The following is a 26,632-nucleotide window of genomic DNA, read 5'->3' as shown; positions in this document are numbered from 1 at the left end:
TTACTTTTTAACACAAATAAGGCAAATTTTCCACTATTTTTTGACAAAACAAAGGATTTATGGGCTAAAAATATGATACGATAGCAGGGTATTTTACTGACTCTTTTTCGCTGATTGTAACATTGTCATGAACTCAACCATCACCCCATCTCTTTTGCTGTATTTTCGGTCACTGTCCGCCCTTGTGGTGCTGTCATTATTGGTGAGTGCCTGCGAGCCTGTGCCTGATGCTAAGCTGACCGATTTGTCTAGCTTTGATGACAAGCACGAGCGAGATGGGCTGGTACATGGCAACACGGCTGTGCGACCACCCACCGATGCCGATAACGCCAAAATCGCCCTCAATGGCGATAACATAACCCTTGCCACCGCTCATGTCATGGCAATCAAATCCGAGCGTTATCAGCCCGCCTTTCGCCTAGAAGGGGTTATCATCCCCCACAAGCAAACAACCATCACCCTACCCCAAGAAGGCAGGCTTGACCGCATGCTCATCAAGGCAGGCGACACAGTCAAGGCAGGCGATATTGTGGGCAGGTTCTATCAAGAGACCATCACTTTTGCTGACAATCCCGATAACAGTTCCGATGACAGTTCCGATGACAGCCCTAATGGCAGTCCAAGCGGTGACGATACCATTATCGATGATACGGGCAAACCTGCTGACAATGCCACCACCGACAAACAAAACACAAACAAGGCAGAAAACACAAAAATATCCGAAAAATCAAAAAACCAATCTAAAAACAAAGAAAAAACCAGCCCCCACGAGCAAGCAGATGACACCGATGATGAAGCACAAACAGTCCCCACTCCCATCATCACCAAAACCCCGTTTGATGTCAAAAGCCCCATGACAGGCAAGATAGAAGCCGTCTTTGTCACAGACAAAAACACCACCCACCCCAAAGACACGCCCGTGCTTGTCGTCTTTGATGAACGCTTTGTCAAATTCATCAGCCCCCTGCCTGCTGAGTTCGCCGACTATCTGGCGGTGGGCGATGGCGTGACCTTTGATACCGAAGATGGGCGAAGTTTTGGCGGTCAGATTAAGGGGATCATCCCGAGTGCCAAAGTACATGGCATGATGGACATCCACGTCACCATCAAACCCGAACAAGCCAAAAAAGCCAAACTGACCCTTGATGAACGAGTGGGTGGTTATGTCAATTATGGGCAGATTGAGATTGGGGTTTTGGTGCCGTCTTTTGCCATTTTTGATGACATGCTAAACCCCATGGATTTATCGGAACTGACCAAACCACCCTACCGCCCTGCCACGCCACGCCCTGCATGGCTGTGGACAGTAGGGCAAGATGAACGCTTGGCTTTATCCAAAATCGTCATCATCGAATACCAACCCGAAAGCGACCAATATCTCATCGCAGGCATTGGCTTAGATGGCTTGATTGTGCTTGCTGACCTACCCAAACAGGCTCATGGTGGACGAGTGCGTTTAAAATAGCCCGTAGGCTAGGGCAGGTACGCCCTATTATTTGTCCCAATCTCACCATCGTCTGTAACAATAGTTACAAAGAATGTGTAAAAGTAGGTAAAATCGGCTAAAATATACCCTGCCATTTTAATTAAATAACAATTTACCCCTTGCCAAAGTGGATAAATATTGGCAAGATATAGCCATGATTTTTCGCCCTTAATTTTTGGGTGTTTTATAAAAGATAATTTAAACACTATTTAACACAAGGCACAACCATGACCAAGCAAATCCTACTCATCGAAGACGACCCAGATTTGGCGGAGCTTATCAGTGACTATCTTTCCATGAACTATTATGAAGTTCATCACGCCCCCACCGCCCAAGAAGGGCTTGACCTGCTAGAAGCCAAAGAGCGTGACATCAACCTTATCGTACTTGACCTGATGCTCCCTGACATGGACGGCATGCAGGTCTGCCAAAAGGTGCGAGCATCCAAGAATGTGATGATTAACAAAGTGCCAATCGTCATGCTCACCGCCAAGGGCGACACCACCGACCGTGTGCTGGGCTTGGAGATGGGGGCGGACGACTATATTTCAAAACCCTTTGAACCCCGTGAACTGCTCGCCCGCATCCGTGCGGTACTACGCCGTCATGAGACCCCCAACCAAGCTGACACAGACTCAGGCAGTCTCACCTTTGGACGACTGACGGTGTTCCCTGACAGTCATGAAGTGACCATTGATGACAACATCGTCCGTCTGACCACGCACCAATTCCAACTGCTTCACTACTTTGCCACTCATGCAGGAAAAGTACTAAACCGTGAACAGCTCTGGCAAGCCATGCCCAATGACGACAGTTCAGAGAATATTGACCGTGCCATTGACGTGCATATCTCACGCCTTAGAGCCTTGATTGAAGATAATCCTCGTCAGCCCAAACGCATCATTACCGTGCGTGGTGTGGGATATCAGTTTGCAACCGATCAAGTATGATTCTCAAAATCCAATGCTTTTGCTTTGTCATTGGATTTTTGTATTTTTTACATATAGATAAGGCGTAATCCTTTTACGCCTTTTGATGTATTTAACATGTCAATGCCCACACCAAGCCCCCCACCAATCCGCCTCCGTCTTGGCTTTCGTTCACTGTTTGCAAGGCTATTTATTAGTGTATTTTTGGCAATCATTGCTTTTGCCATTGCCATGATTTTGCTCGCTCAGCTTGTCCATAACAACTCCGACAGCATGAAATCCAAAGTCATCGCAGGGCAAATCGTGGGGCAAATTGACCCATTTTTGATAGAAGTGGACAATGCCACTTTGGACAACAACCGCTTGCAAGCCCGATTTATCCTTGCTGTGGTCAAAAAAAGTTTTGACATCTTTGATGAGAGCTTAGACGCCAAAATCGGACTGTATGACAAAAAACGCAATCTCATCTTAAAAACCGAAAACAGCGAACTGCCCGAACGTCTGCCCCCCACCCCGTCATGGCTTGCCCAGACCTTGCCCACCCTATCGGGCAACGACCCACATCATGTCATCTTAAAGACCAGCTCGGGCTACTCGGTGTGGTATGAGAGCCGAAAACCCCCCAAAGAACGTCCGTTTTTGGGCATGTTCAACTTCTTTACTGGCACGCTTTTACTCATTCTTATCATGACGGCGGTACTGTGGGGCATCGCCCATAACATGACGTGGCGACTCAACCAGATGAGTCGCAAGATGGCAAAAATGGGGGATGGCGATTTTAGCGTGCGGGTCAATCAGACGGGCAATGATGAGATTGCCATGCTCGCCTATGGCTTTAACCAGTCTGCCGAGAAAATAGAGCGACTTATCAATGCCAACAGCCTGCTCCTTGCTCACGCCAGTCATGAGTTTAGGACGCCAATTACTCGCATTCGCTTGCAGATTGAGATGATGGACATGCTCACCCAAAAGCTCGACCCTGCCGACAAAGCCAAATTTGACAAACGTGCCTGTGCCATCAACCGTGACTTAACAGGGCTTAATGATTTGGTTGAGAGTATTTTATTGGTGAGCCGTCTGGATGCAGGTCATGCCCTACAAGCCAATGAAAGCGTGGATTTGGTAGAGCTTATCAAAAGCGAATGCCAGCACTATACCGAAGCGACACTCTTTGCTGAACCTGTGACGATGATGGCACAGCCCAAACTGCTGACGCATTTGGTGCGTAATCTCATCAATAACGCTCTCATCCACGGCACACCCCCCGTGGAAATCTACGTCTATGGCTCGCCCAGTCTGGCAGAAGCAGGCTTTATCCCCAAGGCACTCATCGACCTTAGCAAAGATAACGAGCACACGAACACGCCTGCCACTCATGACATGATAACCCACGATATCGCAGATGACGAACTGGCAAGCCATCTTAATGTCAATGACGAAGGGCAGGACGACCAAGATACAACCAAAACCACCAAAGCCAATGAACACAAAAACAGCAAAGAATCAGAACCAACCGCCCAAGGCACGCCGTTAGAGAAACACACCCGTGCCTTCTTTAAACTACTCTCTCGCAACAAAGACAAGGATAACGGCAAAAAAAGCATCTATGCCGTGCTGGCGGTCATCGACCAAGGAGCTGGCATTCCTGTGGACAAGCGTGAAGATATTTTTAGCCCCTTTGTGCGACTAAAACAAGAAAAAAAAGGTTCAGGGCTTGGACTGTCATTGGTCGCCCAAATCGCCGAAGCCCATGGCGGACATATCAGCACCGACACATGGCAGGGCAAAACCCGCTTTTTGGTGGTGTTGCCGATGAATCAGGATGGTTAATGCCAATCAGCCAACGCCCCACCCTTACAATAACCCCATGAAAAAATCCAACCAAACACCCCATTTATATCGCCTAATATTCGCCCAAAACATGAGACAACTTCGGCGTATCAAAGAGCTCTCCCAAGAAGAGTTGGCGTTTCGTGCCAACATCAGTAAAACCTATGTCTGTGAGATTGAAAATGGCGGACGGGCGGTGTCCATCGACCTGATGGGGCAGATTGCCGATGCTTTAGAAACTCCGCTGGATAAATTGCTGATAGAGCAAGACCTAACCAAGATATTTTAAGCAAACACTTTTAAAAAATGATTTGGTATAAAAAATCGCCCAACATGACTGTGGACGACTTGTTATTAATAAGACGACATTAACTCTCACGTCGATAAGGGCGTTCACGCACCCATTTGGTGGCGATAAATTTCACACCTGTAATGACGGGCACGCCTGCATGCAAGGTCAGTTTGTCCACATCCCCCTGCTCGTCCACATCAGCAAAAAACACCGCACCACCCTTTTTGGGTTTGACTTCCATACCCACACTGGGAAATGACGTTCCGCCCCCTGCCTGCACATCCGACAGATACATCACGCACGTGCCAACACGTTGTCCGCCTACTTCTAAGTGCCTACGACCGCCCACGCTGTCGCCAAAATAATCAAAATGCGGACGATATTCCCCACCTTTTTGATAACGCAGTACCTGTAAGCCTTCGCCATTTTCCACCGGCCAGTTTAGTAGAGTCGCCAAGCGTCTCTCCACGCGGTCAATGACATCAAACTCACCCAAGGTGAACTGGGCATTGTCACTACTGCGATGGGCGTGCAGGCGTGAATTGCCCGTTTTGTCATCAACGACCTTACCACGCTCCAACCTACCGTCTGCCAATGCAATCAGCTCATCGCACTCCGCCTGCGTGAGCAGGTTGTCAAACACCACCACTCGGGGCGATTTTAGAGTGCAAATCACCTGCACGGTATGCCCATCAATATCAATAAAATTCTCATCATCGCTGGTGATATTTGGACGCACGGTAGGCAGATATTTGCTTGGCAACTTTTTATTATCCGCCAAAATCTTTGCGATACTGGCAGGACTGCACCCCCGCTCGATATTGGTCTCTATCCACTGCCTCCAACTGTCATCAAGTGTCAAACTCAATGCCAGTAAGTCTTCATGAGTTAATGATGAAAAGGTAGATGATGTCATATGAATACTCCTATTAGTGCAACTTGTTATCAAAAAAACCGCTCACCCTAGGGCAAGCGGTTTTTGTCATGACATCACAGGGTGCGTGCCACTTCGTGAATCTCAAAGACTTCAATCTTATCACCAGCGGCGACTTCATAGCCTTTGACCGCCAGACCACACTCCATGCCTGCCTTGACCTCGTTCACATCGTCTTTGTAGCGACGCAAGGATTGGAGTTGCCCTGTAAAGATGACTTTATCATCACGCAGAACACGGATGGGCTTGTTGCGATAAATCGTACCCTCTTGTACCATACAGCCTGCCGCCGCCCCGAATTTGCTAGAACGGAATACTTCACGCACCTCGGCAATACCCAAGATTTTCTCACGGTGCTCAGGGGCAAGCATGCCACTCATCGCTGCTTTGACATCATCAATCAAGCCATAAATCACGCTATAATAACGAATGTCAAGCCCTGCCTCATCTGCTTTACGCTTGCCGGCATTGTCAGTACGCACGTTAAAGCCAAGCAGAACCGCCTCACTAGACTCCGCCAAGATGACATCAGACTCAGTGATGGCACCCACACCCGAGCTAATTACACGCACTTTGACTTCATCGGTTGATAGCTCATCTAACGCACTAAGCAGGGCTTCTAGCGAACCACGCACGTCTGTTTTTAGGATAAGATTTAGGGTTTTTGCCTCACTGCCCATGTTGGCAAACATGTTTTCTAGACGCATTTTGTTTTGGCGTTCAAGCAAACGTTCACGCTCACGAGCGATACGAAAATCCGCCACTTCACGGGCTTTTTTCTCATCAGAGACTACCAAGAACTCAGAACCTGCCATCGGAGCATCAGGCAAGCCCAAAATCTCCACAGGAATAGAAGGCCCTGCCGACTTGATACGCTCACCATTCTCATCGGTCATGGCACGCACTTTGCCATAGAACTCGCCTGCCAGCACTAGGTCGCCTTGTTTTAGCGTGCCTTTTTTGACCAGTAGGCTTGCCACCGCACCACGTCCTTTGTCTAGGCGAGATTCGATGACCACGCCTTGGGCAGCACCATCCACAGGAGCGGTCAGCTCCATGATTTCGGCTTGGATACTGATGGTCTCTAACAGCTCATCGATACCCATGCCTGTTTTGGCGGAGACCTTGACCAGTGACGTATCCCCACCCCAAGCATCCGTGATGATTTCTTTGACTGACAGCTCATTTAACACACGCTCTGGGTCAGTGGTGTCTTTATCCATCTTGTTCATGGCGATGATGATTGGTGTGCCAGCCGCTCGTGCATGGTCGATGGCTTCTTCGGTCTGTGGCATAACTCCATCATCTGCCGCCACCACGATGACCACGATGTCGGTCGCCTGAGCCCCGCGTGAACGCATGGCGGTAAAGGCGGCGTGACCGGGGGTGTCAAGGAAGGTAATCACACCACGGTCAGTCTCAACATGATACGCCCCGATGTGCTGGGTAATACCACCAGCTTCACCGCTTGCCACTTTGGTTTCACGGATTTTGTCCAGTAGTGATGTCTTACCATGGTCAACGTGACCCATGATGGTAACGACAGGCGGGCGTGTTTGGACGTTGCCTTGTTTTTCGGTAGCAGCCTCTTGTAGGTCATCTTCTAGCTGGGTATCAGATACAGCGATGAAGTTGTGTCCAAACTCTTCGATGACTAGGGCGGCGGTGGTTTGGTCGATGACATCGCCCTCACGTACCATCTCGCCCATTTTCATGAGTGATTTGATGACTTCACGCACTTTGACCGCCATTTTTTGGGCAAGGTCAGACACGATAATCTCTTCGCCCACTTCAACATTATGGATGATTTTTTCCACAGGCATTTCAAACTTATGTTTGTTCGCTTGTGATGATTTTAGCCCGCGTGACTTGGGTCTGATTTCAAGCTCTTCTTTGCCTTTTTTCTTACCGCCTTTGGCACGGCTTGATATACTGCTGGTACCACGCTTAATCTCACGACGCTCTTTTTCAAAAGACTCTTCTAATGCCGCTCCGACCAAGCCTGCTGCTAGTGGCTCATCTTTACGCACGACCGCACTTGGCACCTCGTCTTTTTCGCTATAACGATTTGCCATTTGTTTCATCTGCTCCAAAGTGCGATTTTGGGCATCAATGGCAGCACGGCGACGATTCTCCGCTTCTATCTCACGCAGTTTTTGCTCTTCGGCTTCACGAGCCAAGCGAGCTTGACGTTCTTCTTCGGTCTCGCTCTTGGCAGGTTTGGCGGGTTGTTTTTTGGCTTTGTCTGCTTTGGTCTCTTTTTTGTCAGATTTTACGTCACTCTTGGCGACTGTGCCTTTTTTGACCACAGATGAGCTGACCACGCTGTCGTCTTTATCGGTTTCATCTTTTTTAACTTTTTTGACAACAACAGACGCACTGGGCTTACTCTCGCCACCATTTGCACTGCCCGAGTTGGCACGCATGGCAGCCAATGTCGCCTCTTGACGTTTGGCAGCTTCTTGTTTGGCACGCTCTTCGTTTTGCTTGGCTTCTAGGGCGGCGATGGCTTTGGCTTTTTCGGCTTCACGCTCTGCTTGGGCTTTGGCTTGCTCGGCAGCTAAGTCAGGTTTTTGGATGTCAAACTGCTTTTTTTTGGCACGTACGACATTGATGTTTTGGGCTTTGCCGGTGGTGGTGGTGATTTTTTTGGTGGTGGTGGTTTTTTGAGTCATGCCAATGCGGGTCTTTTGGGCTTGACCATGACTTTGTTTTAAAAATGCCACCAACGTCGCCTGTTCATCGGTTGAGACAGAATCATCTTCGCCACGAGTGGGCAGACCTGCGTCTTTTAGTTGTTTTAAAAGCACGTCAGTGGTAATGTTGGAGTCTTTTGCTAATTCTTTTACGGTTTTTGTCGCCATTGGTTTACCTAAATTTGTTTGGTTATTTGATGAATGATTTTATCATAAAATGATGAATTTGGTGAAAATGGATGGGCAGGATAAGTCTTGTTCATCCCCACTTTACCCTCCATTTTTACAAGTTGCCAAATTCTCACCAACCAAATTTGGCAACGTCCTTACGTACTCATGACAGCACGCCCCATGACGCACGCATGGTCATTCAAACCATGACTGACGTGCTGCCATAATCAGCTTGCCCGCCAGCTCACTGCCCATGCCTTCGATGTCTTCGATGTCAAACACCGCTTGTTCGGCTAGGTCGTCAAGGGTAATGATGTCACGCTCTGCCAGTTTATAAGCGATGGCAGGGGTCATCTCTTCTAGGGCAAGTAGCTCGCCACTAGGCTCTTTAATGTTTTGCTGTTTGATAAGCTCATCATTGATGATGACTTCTTTGGCACGTTCTTGGATGGCAGCGATGGTATCATCATCCAATCCATCAATGTCATAAAAAGTCTCAGCAGGCACATAAGCCACCTCTTCGATGGTTGTAAAACCAATCTCCGCCAATGCTTCTGCCAAATCTCTGTCCACCTCTAAACGCTCATAAAACAGCGTGATAATCACCTCAGATTCACTTTTTTGGCGTTCTAGATACTCAGATTCTAACATCATATTGAGTTTATAACCAGTCAAATCAGATGCCAAACGCACGTTTTGACCTTGTGAACCGATGGCACGTGCTAACTGGTCATTTGCCCCAAAGATGATATCAGCGGTTTGATTATCTTCATCCAGCACAATACTAGATACATCAGCAGGCTCCAATGAACTGATGATATACTGGGCAGGATCATCGCTCCACACCACAACATCAATACGTTCACCATCTAACTCTTGTTGTACCGCTTGGATGCGGGTGCCACGCATGCCAATACATGCTCCCACAGGGTCAATACGGCTATCGCTTGTCTTTACCGAGATTTTGGCACGCAACCCCGGCAGACGTGCCACATCACGAATTTCAATGATACCCTCGCTAATCTCAGGCACCTCTTTGGTCATCAGTGCAATCAACATCTCATTACTCGTGCGAGACAGCACAAGCTGACTGCCACGCCCATCACGATTAACTTTGGTCAGCAGGGCAGTTACACGACTCTTAGGTCGTAGCATTTCACGGGGTAAGGTTTGGTCTTTGGCAAGATAACCCTCTGCTCCATCACCTAAATCAATGACATAGCCATCACGGCTTGCTTTTTTAACCTCACCTGTAATCAGCTCGCCCACACGAGTCTCAAAAGCATCCGCAATCAAAGCACGTTCAGCTTCACGGATTTTTTGAATGATGACTTGCTTGGCTTGTGTTGCAGCAATACGCCCAAATTCAATTGATTCAATCTGCTCTTCGATAATATCACCAATTTGGTATTCATCCTCATCCAAATCACTGATCGCCTTTTGACAAGCAGGCATCTCATGGTCTTCATCTGCCACAACCGTCCAGTAGCGATAAGTGTCATAATCACCTGTTTTGCGGTCAATAGCAACACGTACTGCCACCTCAGGTTGGTCGGTATAAACCTTTTTCTTGGTTGAAAAAACAAGTGCTTGCTCAATCGCCTGAAAAATATCATCAGGGTCAAGTCCTTTTTCATTACTGACAGTCTCAACAACGGTCAAAATTTCACGGCTCATTGCTTATCCTTAGGTTAATTGATTAATAACAACATCAATCTTGATAGATTAAATTGGCTTTATCTACATTATCAAAAGCGATGTCAAATTCTAGTTTATCTTCGGTCATCACATGCATGCCCGTATCACTCACACTCATCAAATGACCCACGACTTTACGGCGTTTGACATCACCTTGTCCGGTGGCATGAATCAGACGTAAGCTGACCATCTCATTAACAAACATTGCCACCTGCTCTGGGGTGAACAGTGGGCGATCAAATCCAGGGCTTGATACTTCTAGCACATACTCACCTGCAATGGGGTCATGCACTTCTAACACACCTGAGACTTGATGATTAACCGCTGAGCAGTCTTCGATGGTGATATGTTCACCACGCTCACGAGCATGAGTGTTCACCTCAATATAAATACGAAGCAACGATTTACGCCCCTGAGGCATAAACTCAATCCCCCAAAGCTCTACGCCACAAGCGGACACCGCAGGGGCAATCATTTGGGTAAGTTCAGCAATCTTGCTAGATGGTTTCATTTTGGCTTGGTTAATCCTATGTTAAAGCACAAATTAAAAATCAAAAGAGTTAAAAGCGGTTTGGCAAATTGCAAATACAAAAAAACCCACAAAACACGTTGGTGGGCTAAAATCATTGCTCGCCGACATCTTAACCATGTTTACTTTATCAATTTTAAAAAATAATGATAAATTTATGGAAAGATACCTTACTTTTGAAGTAAGGATTTAAAAAGTGGTAGCGGGGGCTGGATTTGAACCAACGACCTTCGGGTTATGAGCCCGACGAGCTACCAGACTGCTCCACCCCGCATCAATTTAGAGTGCCATTATAGCACGCTTTTTGACATTGTCAAGAAAAAATTTAACTTTTTTAAAATTAATTCATCTTAGATAAATCCATCTTAGGGTCAAGCTGATAGACCAAAAAAGTTCCAAACGACACAAGTGCCGTGATGATAATACCCAGCTTTAACACAGGACTGACATCAAACAGACTTAGTAGTAATCCCCCAAAAATCCCCACACTAAACTGCAATGCCCCTTGCATGGCAGATGCCATACCTGCCCGCTTTTTTTGATATACCAGAGCGATGGCGGTAGCATTAGGCTGAGTAAAGCCAAGTCCTGAAATACAACAAAATATCGCCACAAATACAAGTGGAAAATAGCCAAGCCCCATCAATGCCAACACCAACAGACAACTGGCAGAGACAAGCTGCATCAAAGCCCCAAAACGTAGCAACTGCACAAGACAAAAACGACTGGTCAAAAACTGATTGACCTGTGTTAGGGCAATAAACCCAAAGGCATTAGCTCCAAAAGCGATGGCAAACTGCTGCTCAGATAAGCCAAAATTTACCATAAATAACTCGCTTGAAATGGACAGATAAATAAAGAATGCCCCTTGTAGTACGCCCCCTGCAACAGCAGGAACGATAAATGTCTTGTCTTTGACCAAATCCAGATAAGACACAAAGGTTTGGCTGATGGGTTTGGTATTGCGATTTTTGGGGGCAAGCGTTTCTTTTAAAAACAGTTTGGTCAAGACAATATTAAATAATCCATAACCTGCCAAAAACCAAAACAGAGCATGCCAATCAGCAAAGTTTAAAATCAGTGCCCCCAAACTCGGTGCTAATATCGGAGCCAGCCCCATGACAAGCACCATAAGACTAAATGCCTTTGCCCCTTGTATGGGATTTAGAGTATCTCGGATGGCAGCACGGGTTACCACAGCTGTTACACATGCTCCCAACGCCTGCAACGTACGGGCAACAAATAGCACCATCTCACTTGTAGCAGTTGCACAAATAACAGATGCAATCACAAATATCGTCATACCCACGTACATGGGCAATACTCGCCCGACACGATCGGAGAACGGCCCGTAAAATAACTGCCCCAATACCAATCCGATAAAATAAAATGGCACCGACTTGGACACCTGAGAGACACTCACACCAAAATCATCCGCCATGCTAACAAAAGCAGGTAAATACATATCAATGGCAAGCGGACCAATGGCAATCATCACCCCCATCATCATCACCCACAGAGTGGGAAAGGGTTTGTCAGATATCGTCTGGTCTTGGGAGCTATGATGTGGCATATTAATATTGCTTATCTTAATGCTGACTGATGGGTATGGTTATTGGTTATTATTATGTCAATCAGCCAAATTTTTTAAAACAAAAACAAATGAGAAAATCCGACTATTTTACCATGATTTGCCCCATTTGACGGTAAAAAATTGCAATACCGACATTGACTGTTTAATATTGAAAAAATCTCATCTTATATTGAAAATATTGAAATTGATTAATCATGGACATTTTGTTATATTTTTATTAGGGCAATACGCTCGGTATGACATTTAGTATGACCATTAAATAATCACCCACCAGATGACCACACCATGACGACGCATCAAACCAACCTAGCCCACGCCATCAGCCACACGCCCATGAGTGCCTATCAGTGGCTCATCGTTGCCTTGGCCGTTCTTTTAAATATGTTAGACGGCTTTGATGTGCTGGCGATTGCCTTTACCGCCAAAAGCATCCAAACCGAGCTTGGGCTAACAGGGGTGCAAATCGGTACGCTCATGAGTGCAGGTTTTATTGGCATGGCAATCGGCTCTATGGGGCTCGCCCCTTTGGCGGACAAATTTGGCAGACGTCCATTGCTTATCATAGCAACCGCCCTATCGGCACTGGGCATGTTTATGACGTATTTTTCGCACACAACCCAATCCATTGGCTTTTGGCGCGTGATAACAGGAATTGGCGTGGGTGGCATTTTGCCATGTACCAACGTCATCGTGAGCGAATACGCCAACCAAAAATGGCGTGGGCTTGCCATTGCCATTTATGCTTGTGGTTTTGGTATTGGGGCGATGCTTGGCGGGCTGTCAGCGGTCATGCTCCAAGATGAGTTTGGCTTTCGTTCGGTATTTATGACAGGGGCGGTGTTGACGGGGCTGGCACTGGTGGCACTCGTTAGCCTATTGCCTGAATCGGTGGATTTTTTAAACCAAAAACAACCTGCCAACGCCCAAACCAAACTCACCAAAATCGCCCACAAAATCGGCAAACAAGGCAACTGGCAACTGCCCACCCAAACCCAATCTACCAAACCCAAAGCCCCCATTAGCCAGCTCTTTGCCAAAGGTCAATTAAAGACCACTCTACTCATTTGGGCAGCGTTCATTGCTGTGATGTCGTCCTTTTATTTTATCAGTTCATGGACACCTGCTCTGTTAGAATCATCAGGACTTGCCAAAGAACAAAGCCAAAAGGTTGGCATGGCAATCAGCATTGGCGGTACGATAGGCTCGCTCATCTTTGGTTTTTTGGTGAGTAAATTTACCCCAAAATCCACACTCATGGCGTTTGTTGTGCTGTCGTCCCTTGCCATTATCGGCTTTGTGTTTAGTCCCACTTTGACGCTCGCCCTTGTCTTTGCCATTTTGGTCGGCAGCCTTGTCAATGGCTGTATCACAGGACTTTATACCATAAATCCCACGCTGTATGCCCCAGAATTTAGAAGCACAGGGGTTGGCACGGCAATCGGCGTGGGGCGTATTGGTTCTATCGTCTCGCCCATGCTGGCAGGGAAACTGTTGGATGTGGGTATTGGCAAAGATGATTTGTATCTTGGGGCGAGTGGTTTTATTTTATTGGCACTGGTGGCGTTATATTTTTTAAAGCCAAATGAACGTTGATTTTTTGACTATCAGTAAAAAAATTATTGACTTAGTAAATTTTTTGTATATAATATCCTTTATCGGACGAGATGAATCATCTCGATGCGCCTTTAAAAGATAAAACCTAATATGTTGAACTGCTACGTGGCACTTATTTAAGTGTCGGTTATCTTTCTTGGATAATCTACTTTCGGGCAAATCGGCGTTCCCCCCAAACGCAGAACGTAAGCCTAACGGAGTACTGGGTTGGCTAGGCAACTGCCAACCCAGCCATTGAGAAAGCAACCTGTACTATCCAAAGTATTCCTTATCGGTTCAATATTATATTGGCAACTGGTGTAATTTTGCACCGTTAATATAAAGGTTTTTAAAATGAAAAACAATCTTTTAAAGCAGACCATTGAAGAGTTAAAAAAACTTCAGTTGGAAATGCATGATACTTTGGATAGTGGTAGAAAGGCAAAACTTGAGAAAATCATTCAAGACCTTGAAAATTGTCAGAATGTTAAAAATGAAGACATATTAAGAAGGCTTGGCAATGTCATTGGTATTATTCTTCGCTTTGTCATCTTAAATGAAAGTTCAGAAATATTAAATCAATTTTTTGAATATGCACATAAAGATGAATGATTTTTTATTTTGCTGAAATACAGCAGGTTGCTTTTATTTATTATTTTTTAATCTTAAAACAAAGAAATCCTAATTATGAATATTGGCAAAGCAATTAAACTATGTCGCAACCAAAAAGGCTTTACTAAAACTAAATTAGCAGAAATTTCTGGATTGTCTATTTCCTACTTGACTCTTCTAGAGCAAGGAAAAAGAGATCCCAATATTTCGTCCATTGAAAAAATATGCAGTGCTTTGGACATACCAACAACCATTTTAATATTTTTGGCAACGGAAAATGATGAAAGAAAAAATATCAGTCCTGAGTTGTCAGAAAAATTATCTTATCTCGCCCTATCCTTAATGAACGAATCAAATGGATAACAATACGTTTCACTACCCTTATAAACCAATAGCCAACCTAAAAAGTCTGGCTCTGTCTTTAGATATCACTCTAGAAAGATTGCTATTCTTACAAAAAAATTCAGATAACTTCTTCTTTTTGCAAGGAAGAGTCAAAAAAGAAGACGGCTCTTTTCGTGAAACTTATGATGTAAAAGAAGAATTAAAGAAAGTACATGCAAAAATCGTTAAAAATTTTTTCAATGTATTGAAATTTCCTAGCTATTTGCATGGCGGAATCAAAAAGAGGGATTATATCACCAATGCAAAACAACACCTACAACCGAAAACTATTATTAGTGAAGATATAAAAAACTTTTTCCCTAGCATCACCAAGAATTTAGTTTATCAAATTTGGAGTAACTTCTTTAGATTCTCTCATGAGGTAGCAGAATGTTTGGCGGAAATAACCACTTTTAAAGGCTCTTTAGTTCAAGGAAGCAAAGTAAGTGGTTATATTGGTAATTTAGTTTTATGGCAGAGAGAACCTAAGCTAGTCGAAGAGTTTGGCAAAAAAGGTTGGATTTATACCCGATTTGTAGATGATATAACAATTTCCAGTAAAAGAATATTAAGCAACAAAGAGAAATCAGAAATTATCTCTAAAGTTTATGGTTTATTAGCAAGTATCAATGTTAAACCAAATCGCAAAAAACATTCTATTATGAAAAATGGCAAAGATAGGCAAAAAGTTACCCAAATCAATGTTTCTACACAACGTCTAACTTTAAGCAAAAAAGAGCGTAATTCTATTCGCTCAGAAGTTTATTTTTGTGAAAAATTTTATAAAAATTACAATAAGGAAGAATATAAAAAATTATACAACAGCATAAAAGGAAAGGTGTATAATTTAAGAAGATTTCATCAAGATGAAGCTGATAAATTATTAAATAAGCTCAATAAGATAGCCCCTTAAATGCTTTACAAAAGAGCTTTCCTTTTAACTATTTCTAAAATCATGTTACAATACCAAACCAATGGTAAGTTATTGTAACATGATTTTAACCAAGCAAAAGAGAGTAAGCCATGAGCCAGCTTTTTCCAAACGCCAAACCTCGCAATGTCGCCCCTTATCGCAATGATGTGGTCGGCTCGTTTTTACGCACCGATGAGCTGATGACCGCCAAAACCAAGCTAAATGCAGGCGAAATCGGGCAAGATGATTATGATGCCATTTTAAAAGATGAAATTGGCAAACTGGTCACCAAACAAAAAGAAAATGGCTTGCACGCTGTTAGCGATGGTGAGTTTAGCCGTGTGTGGTGGCATTTGGATTTTATGGCTGGATTGGACGGCGTGCAGTGGGTAGAAACCGAGAATTTTTCGGTGCAGTTTAAAGATGCCAAGCCAAAAAGCCATAGCGTCAAAATCGTGGATAAGATTGATTTTTCAGACGACCACCCTTTTATCAAAGCCTACCAAATCTTAAAAGACTGTGCAGGCGACACCCCAACCAAATTCACCATACCCTCTCCATCCATGCTACATCTTGTGGCGTGCGTGCGTGATGTCAACTATAAGCCCATTGAGCTATACCAAGATGAAAACCGTCTGTACGATGACATTGTGGCCGCTTATGTCAAGGCCATGCACAAGTTTTATGATATGGGTCTGCGTAATTTGCAACTGGACGACACAAGCTGGGGGCAATTTTGTGCGTTAGACAAAAAGGCAGAGTTTGCCGAGCGTGGCATTGATTTTGACAAATTGGCGGTGGATTATGTTGCCATGCTAAACCGAATTGTGGATGCCAAACCTGCCGACATGCAAATCACCATGCACATCTGCCGTGGTAATTTCCGCTCAACGTGGTTCTCAGAAGGCGGTTATGCTCCGATTGCCGAAGTGCTGTTTGGCACCTGCCGAGTGGACGGCTTTTTCTTGGAATATGACAGTGAGCGAGCAGGCGACTTTGCCCCACTTGTCCACATCAAAGACCAGCAAGTCGTGCTAGGTCTAGTAACTTCAAAAACAGGCGACCTTGAAAACAAAGACGACATCATCGCCCGTATCAAAGAAGCCACGCAATACGTGGACATCAACCAGCTTTGCCTATCGCCACAATGCGGATTTGCGTCCACAGAAGAAGGCAACATCCTAACCGAAGAAGCTCAGTGGGCAAAGGTGAAGATGATTAGAGATATCGCTGATGAAGTTTGGGGTGAATAATTTCCCTAAAAACAATTGTTTTAAATAACAAGCAAAAAGCGAAACTGGCAAATTTGGCGGTTTCGCTTTTTTATTTAGACTTCCTGCAAAACCAGGTTTTCCGTTCGCCCTTGTATCAACCCAACACCAAACCTAGATTATCTGCTAGAATGTTGTTGGGTTATACAAGCAAAGAGAACACGGGTTCGCCCTTAGTGTCTTAACACTGGTGCTCAGATGGTGTCCTTTGCTTGTCATCTTAACTCTGAATGGTATCTAAGTGCGTTTATTAAAACAGACACTGCATAAACAAGGCAAGAGACAGATGATACACTATATTGGCATAGACATCAGCAAAGCAAAGTTTGATGTTGCATTTATAAACCCAAGCACAAATAAAGTAAAAACCAAGGTTTTTAACAACAACAAAGCAGGCTTTGATTTACTGCTTGCTTGGTTAAAAACCAATGTCAGCAATCATCTTGATGAGCTACACATCATCCTAGAAGCAACAGGGGTTTATCATGAACACCTAAGTGAGTTTCTTGATGATAATAATATCAAGCAAAGCATTGTCAATCCTAACTATGTCCGCAAATTTGCAGACAGTTTGGGGGTAATCCATAAAACTGATAAAAAAGACAGCATTATTTTATCAAGGTATGGTTATAGCCACAAGCCTGAGGTTTGGGTAGCACCTAGCATTGAAGCCAAACAGCTAAAAGCTCTATTGGCTCGCTTAGAAGCACTCAAAGAAGATTTGCAACGAGAGCAAAACCGACAAGAGTTGCTCTTATCACCCAATCTGCCCGATTTGGTTAAAGCATCCATGCAAACAGTCATCAGTGTCCTTCAAGAGGAAATTGCCAAACTCACCAAAGACATTGATGACTTTGTTGACAAACAACCAAGTTTAAAGCAAGACAAAACCTTACTTGAAACCATTGACGGTATTGGTTCTGTTATTGCCAAAGAAGTGGTATGCTTAATACATACCAAACAATTTAAAAAAGCCTCACAGATGGCTTCGTTTTTAGGCTTAATACCCAAACAAAGACAGTCAGGTGTCTTTAAGGGAGCAACCAAACTGTCCAAACAAGGGCAAGTCTCTTTGCGTGCTAAGCTGTATATGTCTGCAATGAGTGCCATTCGTTATAATAGCACCATTAAGGCATTTTATGAACGATTACAACAAAACGGTAAAACCAAAATGCAAGCCTTATGTGCTTGTATGCGTAAATTGGTACATATCTGTTTTGGTGTTATCAAAACCCAAACATCCTTTGAGCAACAAGTATCTTTAAGTTAGTTTGTAAGATACTAGATACCAGATACTTAAAAAACCATTGACTTAGGTGGGGTATCATGGTATCTGAGCTATGCCTGCGGGTGGCGGAAAACCGTTATGGGCAGGCATAGCTCACTTTGAGCAGTTTTCTTTAATTTGGGGTTTTGCAGGAAGTTTTTTGACAAACCATCACACCCTACCCCCAAGGGCTAATAGCAGGATTGTCATGCGTTGATTACAATGGCAAGACCATTCACCGCCCAAGGATAATTTATGTCCACTTCCATCAACTGGCAATCTGATGATGAACAAGTTCAGAAAAATCAGCGTCGTGCTTATGACGACATGCGAGCACGCTGTCCCATCGCCCATGATGATAAGTTCGGTTATAGCGTGTTTTCTCATGCTGATGTCATGCACATTCTAAACGACCCTGCGATATTTTCCAATCACGTCTCAGACCGCCATATCGCTGTGCCAAACGGCATGGACGCACCTGTTCATACGGCGTTTCGTGCGATTAATGATAAATATTTTACCGCTGACCGCATGGCGACATTTCACCCCATCGCCAAGGAGTTGATTGACAGCTTAGTGAGCCAACTGCCCAAGGGTCAGCCCATTGATGTCATGGCAGAGTTTGCCAAAACTTATGCCGTCAAGCTACAAAATGCCTTTATGGGCTGGGGCGATGAGACCGAAGCACCATTAAACGCATGGATTGAGAAAAACCGCAAAGCCACACTGAGCCAAAATCGGGATGAGATTGCCAGTGTCGCCTTAGAATTTGACAGTTATATCAAGGCGATTTTGGATGACAAACGGACAAAACGCCCTGATGATGTGACCTTTGAACTGATGAACGACGTGGTCATGTTACCACAAGGCGAGCGAGTGATGAGCGATGAAGAGCTTATCTCACTCATTCGCAACTGGACGGTGGGTGAACTGTCCACCATGTCGTCAGCGGTCGGGATTATTTTTGAATTTTTTATTCATCATCCTGATGTCTTGATTCATCTCAAAGCCAACCCCCAAGACATTGATAATGCCGTCCTAGAAATACTGCGTTTACACGACCCGCTCATCACCAACAGACGACGCACCACCTGCCCTGTCACTCTACATGGCGTGGACATCCCCAAAGACGCCAAAATCACGATTAACTGGCAGTCCGCCAACCGTGACCCCAAAGCCTTTCATCAAGCGGACAGTTTTGAACTACACCGCAACCAAGCTAATAATCTGGTCTATGGACATGGCGTTCATGTCTGCCCTGGTAAGCCATTGGCACAGCTTGAACTGGGGCTATTGGTAGAATGCTTGGCAGAGCAGGTAAGCAAGATTCGCCCTGCGTCTGACGACTACTTTGACCATGCCATCTATCCTGCGTCAGGTTTTAGTCGCTTAGAAGTCGTGCTTCATTAACTTCATTCCCCCTTTCCCCTTTTCCAAAAACCCAAACCCCCCACCATCTCTGGCAGGGGGTTTGGTTTGACTTGGTTGGTCTTGTTTGCTGTTAAGCCAATCTTGTTAGATTAGTTCTTAACGTTAGCAACAACACCAGCACCTACGGTGCGACCACCTTCACGAATCGCGAAGCGTAGACCTTTGTCCATGGCGATTGGGTGGATAAGCTCAACACTCATCTCAACGTTGTCGCCAGGCATAACCATTTCAGTACCTTCTTGTAGGGTGATGGCACCTGTTACGTCAGTGGTACGGAAGTAGAATTGTGGACGATAGCCATTTAGGAATGGAGTATGACGACCACCTTCTTCTTTTGACAGTACGTATACTTCAGCGTCAAAGTTGGTGTGTGGGGTGATTGAACCTGGCTTGGCTAGTACTTGACCACGTTGAACTTCTTCACGCTTGGTACCACGTAGTAGAACACCACAGTTCTCGCCAGCACGACCTTCGTCTAGTAGCTTACGGAACATCTCAACACCAGTACAGGTGGTTTTGGCGGTGTCTTTGATACCTACGATTTCAACTTCATCACCAACTTTGATGATACCAGATTCAACACGACCTGTTACCACAGTACCACGACCAGAGATAGAGAATACGTCTTCGATTGGCATTAGGAATGCTTTATCGATGTCACGCTCAGGCTCAGGAATGTAGCTGTCTAGGGTGTCTAGTAGTTCTAGGATGGCAGGCTCGCCATATTGACCAGCATCACCGTTTAGACCTAGAAGAGCAGAACCTTTGATGATTGGGGTGTCATCACCTGGGAAGTCATAGTCAGATAGAAGTTCACGTACTTCCATTTCTACTAGTTCTAGTAGCTCTTCGTCGTCTACTAGGTCGCACTTATTCATGAATACCATGATGTAAGGTACACCAACCTGACGAGACAGAAGGATGTGCTCACGAGTTTGTGGCATAGGACCATCTGTGGCAGCAACAACTAGAATCGCACCGTCCATTTGAGCGGCACCAGTAATCATGTTTTTAACGTAGTCGGCGTGACCGGGGCAGTCTACGTGTGCATAGTGGCGAGCTGCAGTGTCATACTCGATGTGAGAAGTGTTAATGGTAATACCACGAGCTTTTTCTTCAGGAGCTGAGTCAATGGCAGCGTAGTCTTTTGCTTCACCACCGTGGTGCTTAGCAGCAACGGTAGCAATCGCAGCAGTTAGGGTAGTTTTACCGTGGTCAACGTGACCGATGGTACCAACGTTTACGTGTGGTTTGTTACGTTCGAATTTGGCTTTGGCCATGATAATATCCTTTTGATTCGTGCAAACTGCACAAGGTTTTGATAAGTGATTGTTTTGGTTTGCCACTCATGGACAAACCAAAACGGATTTAAATGAGATGATTATGATTACTCGTCATCATCTTTGGCAGTGAATTTCTTGATGATTTCATCAGCCACGTTCTTAGGCGTTTCTTGGTATTTGGCAAATTCCATAGAGTAAGTTGCACGACCTTGAGACATAGAACGCATTTGAGTGGCATAACCGAACATTTCAGCAAGTGGCACTTCTGCACGGATGGCTTTGGTACCACCAGGCAAGTCGTCCATGCCTTGAACCACACCACGACGACGGTTAAGGTCACCCATGATGTCGCCCATGTAGTCTTCTGGAGTCTCAACTTCTACTTTCATGATAGGCTCTAGCAGAGCAGGAGATGCTTGCATAAAGCCTTTCTTGAATGCGATAGAACCCGCCATTTTGAACGATAGCTCATCAGAGTCAACGTCATGGTAAGAACCATCATATAGGGTCGCTTTAACATTAACAACTGGGTAACCTGCCAAAACGCCGTTTTTCATACGCTCTTGGATACCCTTATCTACCGCACCGTGGTATTCTTTTGGTACAACACCGCCCACGATTTCTTCGGCAAATTCGTATTCCACATCACCTTCTGGGTCAAGTGGTTCAAGACGCAGCCAAACGTGACCAAACTTACCACGACCACCTGTTTGACGAACAAACTTACCTTCAACTTCAACCGTTTGACGGATGGTTTCACGGTAGGCAACCTGTGGTGCACCGATGTTCGCTTCAACACCAAATTCACGCTTCATACGGTCAACGATGATGTCAAGGTGCAATTCACCCATACCAGAGATAATGGTCTGACCACTTTCTTCGTCTGTGCGTACACGGAACGATGGGTCTTCTTTAGCAAGACGACCTAAAGCGATAGACATTTTTTCTTGGTCAGCTTTGGTTTTTGGCTCAACCGCTAGGCTGATAACTGGGTCTGGGAATTCCATACGCTCCAAGGTGATGATGTTGTCATTATCACACAAGGTATCACCTGTGGTTACGTCTTTTAGACCCACCAATGCTACGATGTCGCCTGCACGAACTTCTTCAACTTCGTTTTGGCTGTTGGCATGCATCTCAACGATACGACCGATACGCTCACGCTTCATCTTAACAGGGTTATAAACGCTGTCGCCTTGTTTTGCAACGCCAGAGTACACACGAACGAAAGTTAGGTTACCCACGTATTTGTCATTCATGATTTTGAATGCAAGGGCGGCAAATGGAGCATCATCAGAAGACTCACGGCTACCTTCGGTTTCGTCTTTGTCATCTAGAATGCCTTTGATGGCCTCAACGTCAGTGGGGGCAGGCAAGAACTCGATGACGGCATCAAGCATACGCTGTACGCCTTTGTTTTTAAAGGCAGTACCACAAAGCATTGGCTGGATTTCACATGCCAGTGTACGAGCACGAAGACCAGCGACGATGTCTTCACGAGACAAGTCGCCCTCTTCTAGGTATTTGTCCATCAGCTCTTCTGATGACTCAGCAGCTACTTCAACCATGTTGTTACGCCATTCGTTGGCAGTATCTACTAGGTCGGCAGGAATCTCGCCATATTCAAACTTCATCCCTTGAGATTCTACGTCCCAAATGATGGATTTCATCTCAAGCAGGTCAACAACACCTTCAAAGTTGTCTTCTGCACCGATTGGCACAACCACAGGCACAGGGTTACCGCCTAGACGGGTTTTAACTTGTTCAACCACACGGAAGAAGTTAGCGCCAGTACGGTCCATTTTGTTAACAAAGGCAAGACGTGGCACTTTGTATTTGTTGGCTTGACGCCATACAGTCTCCGACTGAGGCTGTACACCACCAACCGCACAGTACACCATACATGCACCATCAAGTACACGCATAGAACGTTCAACTTCAATGGTGAAGTCAACGTGACCGGGGGTGTCAATTAGGTTAATGCGGTGCTCTGGGAATTGCTCAGACATGCCAGACCAAAAGCAAGTGGTCGCAGCAGAAGTAATGGTAATACCACGCTCTTGCTCTTGCTCCATCCAGTCCATCGTTGCAGCACCTTCGTGCACTTCACCGATTTTGTGGCTTTTACCTGTGTAGAACAAAATACGCTCTGAGGTCGTGGTTTTACCTGCGTCAATGTGCGCAGAAATACCGATGTTACGGTATCTATTTAAGGGGGTTTTACGTGCCATAATTTTTCCTAGAAAAATTGCGAGTAATTGGGTGTCAGTTTGTCATGATAAGACATCATCATGACCGAACCATGACAAACGACTGATATTGTTTGGCAAGCCAAACACGCTTTTAATAAAATTAGAAGCGGAAGTGAGAGAACGCTTTGTTCGCGTCAGCCATACGGTGAACGTCATCACGTTTTTTGATGGCAGCACCTTTACCTTCGGCGGCGTCATTTAGCTCACCTGCTAGGCGTAGAGCCATAGATTTTTCAGAACGCTTAGCGGCAGCGTCAGCCAACCAACGCATGGCTAGGGCAGTACGACGGGAGGGACGGACTTCCATAGGCACTTGGTAGGTAGCACCACCAACACGGCGGGCTTTTACTTCCACCGTTGGGCGAACGCTTTCTAGCACTTCTTCAAAGAAAGCCACTGGATCTTCGATGTTACGCTTGGCAGCAACGCTCTCTAACGCACCATAAACGATTTTTTCAGCGACTGATTTTTTTCCGTCAACCATAACGTGGTTGATGAATTTGGCGATGGTTTGGCTGCCGAACTTAGGATCAGGTAGAATTTCACGGGCAGCGACGACACGACGTCTTGGCATAATAGTTCCTTATGTCTTCAGGGTAAATCTGGCATACAATCTTAAAACAAATCAAGCATTTAGCCAGCCTTACTGCATGATTGTGGGCATGGGGGTGATTAACACACATCTCACAATCCATGCACAGGTTAAATTTGGGTTATTGAGCTAAATTACGCCTTAGGACGTTTAGCACCATACTTAGAACGACCTTGTTTACGGTCTTTAACGCCTGCACAGTCAAGTGCGCCACGAACAGTGTGATAACGCACACCTGGTAGGTCTTTTACACGACCACCACGGATAAGCACAACGCTGTGCTCTTGTAGGTTATGACCTTCACCGCCGATGTAGCTAGATACTTCATAGCCAGAAGTCAAACGCACACGGCATACTTTACGCATGGCTGAGTTTGGCTTTTTAGGGGTAGTGGTATATACACGAGTACAAACGCCACGACGTTGTGGGCAAGCTTGTAGTGCAGGTACTTTTGACTTTTCAGTAATGGTCTTACGACCCTTACGGATAAGTTGGTTTGTAGTTGCCATAGGCAATATCTCCCGTTAATTAAAAACTTGTTTTTGGCAAAATTGACTAATTTTTAGGCAAATTTGCACAAAAAACGTACTTATCCCAAATAGGATTTGGCATTATAATACTTTTATTTAAGAAAATCAAGGCATTTAAACACAAAGGCAAAACCCAGTTAAAAAACCGAGTCTTGCCTAGGGCAAATTGCAATTTACCCCCACAACCAAAAAATAATTACCCAGTAATCAAGTGAGTTGCTATTTTAAGTTGAGAGCGAAGTAAAATCCATAAAACCATCATTTCATGCTTTTGTCATTTTCATCACTGTGGTATTCAACACTTAGCGTCTCATTTGCTTTAAAGGTCGCCATAGCGGTGCCGATGACTTCATCAATAAGCCCATGATTATAGTGTGCCGCCACGCCAACTGCCGAAACAGTGACCAAACGATGTAGCCAATGGGTATTTAGCTCATTGATGTCTATGCCGTATTTTTCAACCAATTTATCCAAATGGGCAAATTTTAATAGCTCATCAAAATCCTTAATACTGGTGTTAGACGAGCTGAGTTTGACCAACTCTTCTTTTAAGCCATTCTCGCCTGCATAGACCAGTGTTTTTTTGGCAAGGGCAAGGGCGGTTAGGATGACTTGCTTTTCTTGCATTTTGGTCAAATTCGCCCCCAACAGCACGCCATACGCCATCTTGACCCCTTCTTTGCCTGTCAATGGTACATCATAGACCACCGACAACTGATACACCGTTCGCAGTGCCACAAGCAGTAACCACGCTGTGTCCATGACCACGCCTTTTAGCCCAAAAAAGCCCGTCACACCGCCAGCGGTTGCCAAGGCTCGGTTTTGGTCGGCAAGACTTTGAGCCAGCTCGTCTTTTTGGGTAGGGGTGAGTGTTTTGGGGTCGTCAGGCAGGGATTTGACCGCCCATGCGTGGGCCAGTTCGGCGATTTTTTCATACACGCTCTCTGAGATGGCGTTTAGTTTTTCATCAGAGACAAATCTGTTTGCCAAGCCATGTACTGCCGTAACTTTTTTGCCCAAAATGGATTTGACAAAACTCCCGCCAAGCGTCGAACCTTGGACATAAAAGGGGTGCTTGGTTGTGGCATCGGCATCCAAATCCACGCTCTGATAGCTCTTGTCTTGATGACCACGTCCTAAATAAGCACCTGCTGTGGCAAGCAATCCGCCCAAACCCTTTAAGGTATGGGATTTTTCGACCGATTTGTCATTGGTTTTTTGCTCATGAGCTTGTTCATGCTCATCACTGCTCTCGTTGGCGGTTGGGTCATTGTCAGGCTGTTGCTGTTGCTCTTTGCCTAATAAGTTTTCCGCTTTATCAAGCAGTTCATCGGTTTGTTTGGTGGTCTGCTCGCTGATGTTATCCAGGGTCTGTTTTGCCTGTTCTTTGGCATCATCTAACGTCTCTTTGGCACGCTCGGCAAGCGTTTGGGCATTTTTTTGAGTCTCTTGCACCACCTGCCCTGCCTTGTCTTGGACATCGCTTAGGGTCTGTTGTAGTCCTTGTTTGGCATCGCTAAGTTTGTCATTGACAAGGCGTGCGGTCTCATCGGCATCATCAGTGAGCTCTTGGAGATGTTCTTTGGCAGTTTGGGCGGTGTGGTTAAGCGTATCACTAATGGTCTCTTGGGCGGTGTGCAATGCCTGCTGCGCCTGTTGTTTTACCTGCTCTTTATCACCTAGGTTATCTAGGTCATCTAGCTGTTTTGCCAACTCGGCAAGTTTATGCTGAGCGGTTTCTTTGGCTATCTCTTGGGCGGATTTGGGGGTATTGTTGTCGTCATTGGCATGAACATGCTTATCCTCACTGCCCTTATCATCTTTATCATTACTCTGATTCTCATCGCTAAGGCTCTGATTATCATCACTAGGGTTTTGGTTATCATGGTTATCATCGCCTGTCTCATGAGTGGCATCCTTTGGCTCATCACTGCCAACCTTAACCACCGCCACATCTGACACATTGGTATTGGCGATGTCCACATCACCTGCGATCACTTCCACATCGCTGTGGCTTAGCCCTTCTTGGTTGTCAATAAAATCGTGAACCACCGCCGTTTTTCTGGTGGTTTTGGGGCTTTTGGTGCGTGAGGTTTTTGATTTTGGCGTACTCATAACTTCTCCTTAATGTAAATAAATGAACATAGCATAAAAACTCATCATATCAAATTATCAAAAATTTGCTGTGTCAATATTGTAAAGCAACACTACAAAATGTAAAACCATCGCACGCTTGCCGCACCCTACCATGACACGCCCAAAACGCCCGATATTCTTACACCAACCTAAGCCGACCTAACTTTTTTGTAAATGAGTGGCAAAAATGATAGATAAAAAACGATAGA

At 45.2% G+C, this 26,632-nt stretch carries 21 protein-coding genes and 1 tRNA gene; 11 read left to right on the top strand and 11 right to left on the bottom strand.

Annotation, left to right across the window (positions count from 1 at the left end; translation table 11 throughout):
- Positions 1 to 127 precede the first annotated feature (127 nt).
- The 4 genes from AAHK14_RS06125 to AAHK14_RS06110 all read left to right on the top strand — a co-directional run bounded on the left by AAHK14_RS06125 (position 128) and on the right by AAHK14_RS06110 (position 4,534).
- Positions 128 to 1,465, top strand: a complete 1,338-nt coding sequence (locus AAHK14_RS06125) for an efflux RND transporter periplasmic adaptor subunit (protein WP_065255241.1) — start codon at positions 128 to 130, stop codon at positions 1,463 to 1,465.
- A gap of 248 nt (positions 1,466 to 1,713) precedes the next feature.
- The gene (locus tag AAHK14_RS06120; protein WP_065255240.1) at positions 1,714 to 2,436 is read left to right on the top strand and encodes a response regulator transcription factor; all 723 of its coding nucleotides are present in this window, start codon (positions 1,714 to 1,716) and stop codon (positions 2,434 to 2,436) included.
- Between the two features lie 96 nt (positions 2,437 to 2,532).
- Positions 2,533 to 4,245 carry a HAMP domain-containing sensor histidine kinase gene (locus AAHK14_RS06115; RefSeq protein WP_227514655.1) on the top strand — a complete coding sequence of 571 codons (1,713 nt, stop codon included), beginning with the start codon at positions 2,533 to 2,535 and terminating at the stop codon, positions 4,243 to 4,245.
- Between the two features lie 37 nt (positions 4,246 to 4,282).
- Positions 4,283 to 4,534 carry a helix-turn-helix transcriptional regulator gene (locus AAHK14_RS06110; protein WP_065255290.1) on the top strand — a complete coding sequence of 84 codons (252 nt, stop codon included), beginning with the start codon at positions 4,283 to 4,285 and terminating at the stop codon, positions 4,532 to 4,534.
- A gap of 79 nt (positions 4,535 to 4,613) precedes the next feature.
- Here the strand turns inward: AAHK14_RS06110 and AAHK14_RS06105 are convergent, their stop codons facing one another.
- From AAHK14_RS06105 to AAHK14_RS06080, 6 genes are all read right to left on the bottom strand, one after another.
- A complete protein-coding gene (locus tag AAHK14_RS06105) occupies positions 4,614 to 5,453 on the bottom strand; it encodes a 2OG-Fe(II) oxygenase (protein WP_083108235.1) in 840 nt (279 codons plus the stop codon).
- 74 nt (positions 5,454 to 5,527) lie between these two features.
- Positions 5,528 to 8,335 carry a translation initiation factor IF-2 gene (infB, locus tag AAHK14_RS06100; protein WP_065255239.1) on the bottom strand — a complete coding sequence of 936 codons (2,808 nt, stop codon included), beginning with the start codon at positions 8,333 to 8,335 and terminating at the stop codon, positions 5,528 to 5,530.
- 198 nt (positions 8,336 to 8,533) lie between these two features.
- Positions 8,534 to 10,015, bottom strand: a complete 1,482-nt coding sequence (gene nusA / locus AAHK14_RS06095; protein WP_065255238.1) for a transcription termination factor NusA — start codon at positions 10,013 to 10,015, stop codon at positions 8,534 to 8,536.
- A 34-nt stretch (positions 10,016 to 10,049) separates the two neighbouring features.
- Positions 10,050 to 10,547, bottom strand: a complete 498-nt coding sequence (gene rimP / locus AAHK14_RS06090) for a ribosome maturation factor RimP (RefSeq protein WP_065255237.1) — start codon at positions 10,545 to 10,547, stop codon at positions 10,050 to 10,052.
- Between the two features lie 215 nt (positions 10,548 to 10,762).
- Positions 10,763 to 10,839: transfer RNA gene (locus tag AAHK14_RS06085), tRNA-Met, on the bottom strand.
- A gap of 66 nt (positions 10,840 to 10,905) precedes the next feature.
- Positions 10,906 to 12,138, bottom strand: a complete 1,233-nt coding sequence (locus AAHK14_RS06080; RefSeq protein WP_065255236.1) for a multidrug effflux MFS transporter — start codon at positions 12,136 to 12,138, stop codon at positions 10,906 to 10,908.
- 306 nt (positions 12,139 to 12,444) lie between these two features.
- Between AAHK14_RS06080 and AAHK14_RS06075 the strand changes: the two genes are divergently transcribed.
- The 7 genes from AAHK14_RS06075 (at position 12,445) to AAHK14_RS06045 (ending at position 19,609) form a co-directional block, all read left to right on the top strand.
- Positions 12,445 to 13,752 carry an MFS transporter gene (locus AAHK14_RS06075; RefSeq protein WP_065255235.1) on the top strand — a complete coding sequence of 436 codons (1,308 nt, stop codon included), beginning with the start codon at positions 12,445 to 12,447 and terminating at the stop codon, positions 13,750 to 13,752.
- A gap of 354 nt (positions 13,753 to 14,106) precedes the next feature.
- The gene (locus AAHK14_RS06070) at positions 14,107 to 14,364 is read left to right on the top strand and encodes a hypothetical protein (protein WP_065255234.1); all 258 of its coding nucleotides are present in this window, start codon (positions 14,107 to 14,109) and stop codon (positions 14,362 to 14,364) included.
- Between the two features lie 75 nt (positions 14,365 to 14,439).
- On the top strand, positions 14,440 to 14,727 hold the full coding sequence (locus tag AAHK14_RS06065; protein WP_065255233.1) for a helix-turn-helix transcriptional regulator: 288 nt from the start codon (positions 14,440 to 14,442) through the stop codon (positions 14,725 to 14,727).
- The gene (locus AAHK14_RS06060) at positions 14,720 to 15,661 is read left to right on the top strand and encodes a reverse transcriptase family protein (RefSeq protein ID WP_065255232.1); all 942 of its coding nucleotides are present in this window, start codon (positions 14,720 to 14,722) and stop codon (positions 15,659 to 15,661) included. Before AAHK14_RS06065 ends, AAHK14_RS06060 begins: the two co-directional genes overlap by 8 nt.
- 110 nt (positions 15,662 to 15,771) lie before the next feature.
- Positions 15,772 to 16,914 carry a 5-methyltetrahydropteroyltriglutamate--homocysteine S-methyltransferase gene (locus AAHK14_RS06055; RefSeq protein ID WP_065255231.1) on the top strand — a complete coding sequence of 381 codons (1,143 nt, stop codon included), beginning with the start codon at positions 15,772 to 15,774 and terminating at the stop codon, positions 16,912 to 16,914.
- A 259-nt stretch (positions 16,915 to 17,173) separates the two neighbouring features.
- Positions 17,174 to 18,202 (top strand): IS110 family transposase, encoded by a 1,029-nt coding sequence (locus tag AAHK14_RS06050; RefSeq protein ID WP_083108321.1) that lies wholly within the window; start codon positions 17,174 to 17,176, stop codon positions 18,200 to 18,202.
- Between the two features lie 252 nt (positions 18,203 to 18,454).
- The gene (locus AAHK14_RS06045) at positions 18,455 to 19,609 is read left to right on the top strand and encodes a cytochrome P450 (RefSeq protein ID WP_065254898.1); all 1,155 of its coding nucleotides are present in this window, start codon (positions 18,455 to 18,457) and stop codon (positions 19,607 to 19,609) included.
- 110 nt (positions 19,610 to 19,719) lie between these two features.
- Here the strand turns inward: AAHK14_RS06045 and tuf are convergent, their stop codons facing one another.
- The 5 genes from tuf to AAHK14_RS06020 form a co-directional block, all read right to left on the bottom strand.
- A complete protein-coding gene (gene tuf, locus AAHK14_RS06040; protein ID WP_194092777.1) occupies positions 19,720 to 20,910 on the bottom strand; it encodes an elongation factor Tu in 1,191 nt (396 codons plus the stop codon).
- Between the two features lie 107 nt (positions 20,911 to 21,017).
- Complete coding sequence (gene fusA / locus AAHK14_RS06035) at positions 21,018 to 23,144, bottom strand: elongation factor G (protein WP_062500171.1); 2,127 nt, start codon at positions 23,142 to 23,144, stop codon at positions 21,018 to 21,020.
- Positions 23,145 to 23,265: 121 nt separating this feature from the next.
- Positions 23,266 to 23,739: a 30S ribosomal protein S7 gene (gene rpsG / locus AAHK14_RS06030; RefSeq protein ID WP_062500173.1), complete on the bottom strand. Its 474-nt coding sequence runs from the start codon at positions 23,737 to 23,739 to the stop codon at positions 23,266 to 23,268.
- Positions 23,740 to 23,891: 152 nt separating this feature from the next.
- Positions 23,892 to 24,266 carry a 30S ribosomal protein S12 gene (gene rpsL, locus AAHK14_RS06025; RefSeq protein WP_029102685.1) on the bottom strand — a complete coding sequence of 125 codons (375 nt, stop codon included), beginning with the start codon at positions 24,264 to 24,266 and terminating at the stop codon, positions 23,892 to 23,894.
- Between the two features lie 279 nt (positions 24,267 to 24,545).
- Positions 24,546 to 26,402, bottom strand: a complete 1,857-nt coding sequence (locus AAHK14_RS06020; protein ID WP_065256583.1) for an EcsC family protein — start codon at positions 26,400 to 26,402, stop codon at positions 24,546 to 24,548.
- Between the last annotated feature and the right edge of the window lie 230 nt (positions 26,403 to 26,632).

The organism is Moraxella sp. K1664, from assembly GCF_039693965.1.
GTDB lineage: Bacteria > Pseudomonadota > Gammaproteobacteria > Pseudomonadales > Moraxellaceae > Moraxella.
The sequence above is the reverse complement of the archived record's forward strand: the minus strand, read 5'-3'. Positions and strand labels throughout refer to the sequence as shown.